Here is a 4,779-nt window from a genome sequence, read left to right as displayed (position 1 = left end):
CCCGCTGCCCCTCGCGCGCACCCAGGCGGACTCTCTGCGTGCGGCCGCCGCCGGGGAGGATGTCGCCCGTCTGCCCTCCGGCGACCTTTCCGTCTGGAGCGCTGTTGCTGAGCAGGTTCGGCGCCTTCAGAAGCATGGCATCGCCTACACGATGACACCGGGCGTTCCGGCCTTTGCTGCTGCGGCCTCCGCACTTGGCCGGGAACTGACAATTCCGGCCGTTGCCCAGAGCCTGGTGCTGACCCGCGTCTCGGGCCGCGCTTCGCCGATGCCGAATGAAGAAACGCTTGCCAGGTTTGGCGCGACGGGTTCGACGCTTGCAATCCATCTGGCAATTCATGCGCTCAGCCAGGTCGGCGCAGACCTGACACCGCTTATGTGCGGCGATAGTCCTGTGGCGATCGGCGCCAAAGCATCCTGGCCGGACGAGCGCGTCCTGCATGGCACGCTTGCTGACATCGAGGCGAGGGTCGCCATGGAGCCGATCGAGCGCACGGCGATCATCTTCGTCGGTCCAACGCTTGCTGCCCGCGATTTTCGCGAAAGCGCCCTTTATGACGCCGCCTATCAACGGCGGTTCAGGGGCAGGCAATAGCGAGCCGGAATGCCGGCTCGCCATCCACGCTCAGAGCTTTGCCGACAGACAGTTCGGCTGCGAAAGGCTCGAAGGAGAGGGGACCTTTGTCGTGTGCCTGCAAGAGCGCGCATCTGCCCCGCATTGTCGAGGCGGTGGGAGACGTCGACGAGAACTCGAGTGCGGATCGCACATCGGCCGCGCGGTTGATGCATGTCTCGACCACCTCGAAATCCGAGGAAATCGTCGTGGCTTCAGATGGCTGTGATGCTGATCAAATAGCAGGTCGCGGCACCAGCAAGCATCAAAGCGGGGCGGCAATGAGCCTCGATCATCAATACGTCGCCGGCATAAATCATCCCGCTTTCTTCGGCCAACCCGAATGCTGCTTCGCCTTCGTGACACAGTACAAGCGATATTGCGGCCGGTAGAGAGCCGCTCCAACGCCGCTCGATATGCACCCTTTCGACCTTGTGCTTAAAGCCGTCGCGCCGCGTCATGACATTGAGGTCGGTGATCGGCCCCGCGACAAGCTGTGCCGTTACGGCAATGTCGGCTGCAAAAGCAAATGGCGGGCTCTGCTGCGTCAAGCGCAACGGCTCAAGCGCGTCGATCTCCAGCGTCATGCCCCTGCCGGACAGGATTGAAAGTGTGCGGTCGATGCCGGGAAAGATCGAAAACGGTCCGTCGATAGCAACCGTGGCCATGCTGACCCGCCAGTCGAAATCGCCGAGGGTTGCACCCTGCGGGGAAACGGCGACTTCCACTGTCTCGCCGCCGCCGTTCTTCCAGGGCATGCGCCGGTGATTGGCCGCGCGAAGGATCTGCATGGTTCAATCCCCCAAGATCCCCGGCAGCCTTAACCCCTTCTCCTTGGCACAATCGAGCGCGATATCGTAGCCCGCGTCGGCATGGCGCATGACCCCGGTTGCCGGGTCGTTCCAAAGCACGCGTTCGATGCGGCGCGCCGCATCGTCGGTGCCGTCGCAGCAGATGACCATGCCTGAATGCTGCGAATAGCCCATGCCGACGCCGCCGCCATGATGGAGCGAAACCCAAGTTGCGCCGGAGGCGGTGTTCAAAAGAGCGTTCAACAGCGGCCAGTCGGAGACGGCATCAGAACCATCCTTCATCGCTTCCGTCTCGCGGTTCGGTGATGCAACCGAGCCGGAATCGAGGTGGTCGCGGCCGATCACGATCGGCGCCTTCAACTCGCCGCTCTTCACCATCTCGTTGAAGGCAAGGCCGAGACGATGGCGCTCGCCTAGGCCGACCCAGCAGATGCGCGCCGGCAGACCCTGGAAGGCGATACGCGCTCGGGCCATGTCCAGCCAGTTGTGCAGGTGCTCGTTGTCCGGCAGCAATTCCTTCACCTTGGCGTCGGTCCTGTAGATATCCTCCGGATCGCCCGAGAGGGCTGCCCAGCGAAAGGGACCGATGCCGCGGCAAAAGAGCGGGCGGATATAGGCGGGCACAAAGCCGGGGAAAGCGAAGGCGTTTTCGAGACCCTCATCTTGAGCAACCTGTCGGATATTGTTGCCGTAATCGAGCGTCGGAATACCTGCATCCCAGAATGCGATCATCGCTTCGACATGCTCGCGCATAGAGGCGCGAGCCGCTCTTTCGACCGCCTTCGGATCGCTTTCGCGCATCGTTTTCCATTGCGCGATCGTCCATCCTTTCGGTAGATAGCCGTTGATCGGATCGTGCGCTGACGTTTGGTCAGTGACAATATCCGGACGGATGCCGCGGCGGACCATTTCGGGCAGGATTTCGGCGGCGTTGCCGAGAAGACCGACCGATCTGGCTTCGCCTGCCTTGGTCCAGCCGCCGATCATCTCGAGGGCTTCGTCCAGCGTTTCGGCCTTGGCATCGAGATATCGGGTACGCAAGCGGAAATCGATCGAGTCCGGATTGCACTCGACGGCAAGGCAGCAGGCCCCTGCCATGACGGCAGCGAGCGGCTGCGCGCCACCCATGCCGCCAAGGCCACTGGTCAGAATCCATTTGCCCTTGAGGTTGCCGCCATAATGCTGCCGGCCCGCCTCGACAAAGGTTTCATAGGTCCCCTGGACGATGCCTTGTGTGCCGATATAGATCCATGAGCCTGCCGTCATCTGACCATACATCGCCAAGCCCTTCTTATCGAGCTCGTTGAAGTGATCCCACGTCGCCCAGTGCGGCACGAGGTTGGAATTGGCGATCAGGACGCGCGGTGCGTCCTTGTGTGTGCGGAAGACGCCGACCGGCTTGCCGGACTGTACCAGAAGCGTCTCGTCTTCGGTAAGCGTCTTCAACGTCGCGACGATGCGGTCGAAATCCTCCCAGGTGCGGGCGGCGCGGCCGATGCCGCCATAGACGACGAGGTCGTTCGGATTTTCCGCCACATCAGGATCTAGATTGTTCATCAGCATGCGAAGCGGCGCTTCGGTCATCCAGCTCTTGGCAATGAGCTCCGGTCCGCGAGGTGCCCGGATTTCGCGGATGTTATGACGGGGATTGGTCATCTCAAATCTCCAGGGACGGAAGGATGTTTTCGCAAACCGACGCGTTCAATGCGCCGCTTGCAACAAGTTCGCTGACGGCTTGCAGATCGCCCGCCATGTAGCGATCGACCTCCAGCGTCGGCACCACATTGCGGATGGCAGCGATCGCCTTTTGCAGTTCAGGGCTGGTCGCAAGCGGTGCGCGTAATTCTACGCCTTGTGCGGCCGTCAATGCCTCGATGCCGATGATGCCGAAGAGGTTTTCGGTCATCTGCAACAGACGGCGTGCACCATGGCAGGCCATGGAAACATGGTCTTCCTGGTTCGCCGAAGTCGGCGTCGAGTCGACGGAAGCTGGATGCGACATCTGCTTGTTTTCGGACATCAGCGCGGCAGAGGTGACCTCTGCTATCATCAAACCGGAATTGAGCCCTGGCTTCTTGGCGAGGAAGGCTGGAAGCCCGTAAGATAGAGCCGGGTCGACGAGTAGCGCGACACGGCGCTGCGAAATTGCACCGACCTCGCAGACCGCAAGCGCGATCTGATCGGCGGCAAAGGCGATCGGCTCCGCATGGAAGTTGCCGCCGGAAACGACGGAGTTGTCGGAAAGCACCAACGGATTGTCGGTCACTGCATTGGATTCGATTTCGAGCGTGCGCGCGACCGAGCGGAGAAGATCGAGGCAGGCGCCATCGACTTGCGGCTGACAACGAATGCAATAGGGGTCCTGCACCCGCTCGTCACCCTCAATATGGCTTTCACGGATAATGGAGCCTTCAAGCAGCGCCCGCAAAGCCGCGGCCGTGTCGATCTGGCCGCGATGACCACGAAGCGTGTGGAGAGCCGGATGGAACGGTGCCGAAGAGCCCATGGCCGCAGCGGTGGACATGGCGCCGGTGATCAGGGCCGCATGGGCGGCACGATGCGCACGGAACAGGCCGGCAAGTGTAAGTGCGGTTGAGGTCTGCGTGCCGTTGATCAGCGCAAGGCCTTCTTTTGCGGCGAGAACGACCGGCGTAAGGCCCGCTTTGTTCAAGGCTTGTGCGCCTGGAAGCCGCTCGCCTTTGAAGTAGGCTTCGGCCTCTCCCATCATCACGGCCGCCAGATGGGCAAGCGGCGCAAGATCGCCCGAGGCGCCGACAGAACCTTTCTCCGGAATGACCGGTATGACGCCCTTGTCGAGCATTGCTTCGATCAGCCGCACTAGCTCCAGTCGCACGCCGGAGGCGCCGCGGCCGAGTGACACGAGCTTCAGCGCCATGACGAGACGCACGATATTTTCGGGCAGCGGCGCGCCAACACCACAGCAATGCGAGAGGATGAGATTGCGCTGAAGTGTGGCGACATCGGCACTGTCGATCTTAATCGAAGCGAGTTTTCCGAAGCCGGTATTGATGCCGTAGACGGGCGCATTGCCGGCGGCGATCTCTGCTATGCGCGCCGCCGCCTTGTTTATGCCGGCATCAAATGCGGGATCGAGTTCTGCCGGTTCGCCGGTCCAGTAAATTTTTTCCAGCTGTTTCAGCGAAACGGAACCTGGGTGGAGAATGATGGTCAACGGTCGATCCTTTCGCCCTTGAAGACACGCGCAAAGAGCGGGTTGAAGCCGATGCGATAGACAAGTTCGGCCAGGCTTTCGATCTCCCAGATGGCAAGATCGGCGGATTTTTCCGCCTGTATTGTTCCCGTTTCGGCAACAATGCCGAGTGCGCGAGCGCC

At 61.5% G+C, this 4,779-nt stretch carries 4 protein-coding genes and 1 pseudogene; 1 reads left to right on the top strand and 4 read right to left on the bottom strand.

Going from position 1 to position 4,779, the window contains the following annotated elements; genetic code table 11:
* The coding region (locus C9413_RS27910) for an SAM-dependent methyltransferase (RefSeq protein ID WP_170251202.1) at window positions 1–595 on the top strand (595 nt) is incomplete at its 5' end.
* Between the two features lie 233 nt (window positions 596–828).
* Here C9413_RS27910 and C9413_RS27905 read toward each other — a convergent pair.
* From C9413_RS27905 to C9413_RS27890, 4 genes and pseudogenes are all read right to left on the bottom strand, one after another.
* The gene (locus C9413_RS27905) at window positions 829–1,404 is read right to left on the bottom strand and encodes a HutD family protein (protein ID WP_040115494.1); all 576 of its coding nucleotides are present in this window, start codon (window positions 1,402–1,404) and stop codon (window positions 829–831) included.
* 3 nt (window positions 1,405–1,407) lie between these two features.
* Entirely contained in the window at window positions 1,408–3,081 is a 1,674-nt protein-coding gene (hutU, locus tag C9413_RS27900; protein WP_170251201.1) for a urocanate hydratase, read from the bottom strand.
* A gap of 1 nt (window position 3,082) precedes the next feature.
* Window positions 3,083–4,618, bottom strand: a complete 1,536-nt coding sequence (hutH, locus tag C9413_RS27895) for a histidine ammonia-lyase (RefSeq protein ID WP_170251200.1) — start codon at window positions 4,616–4,618, stop codon at window positions 3,083–3,085.
* Window positions 4,615–4,779 (bottom strand): annotated as a pseudogene (locus C9413_RS27890) (imidazolonepropionase); the annotation flags it as partial. The pseudogene C9413_RS27890 and the gene hutH, both read right to left, overlap by 4 nt.

The sequence above is a fragment of the Rhizobium sp. SEMIA 4085 genome (assembly GCF_013004495.1).
Lineage (GTDB): Bacteria > Pseudomonadota > Alphaproteobacteria > Rhizobiales > Rhizobiaceae > Rhizobium > Rhizobium gallicum.
This window is presented reverse-complemented; position numbering and strand designations above follow the sequence as displayed.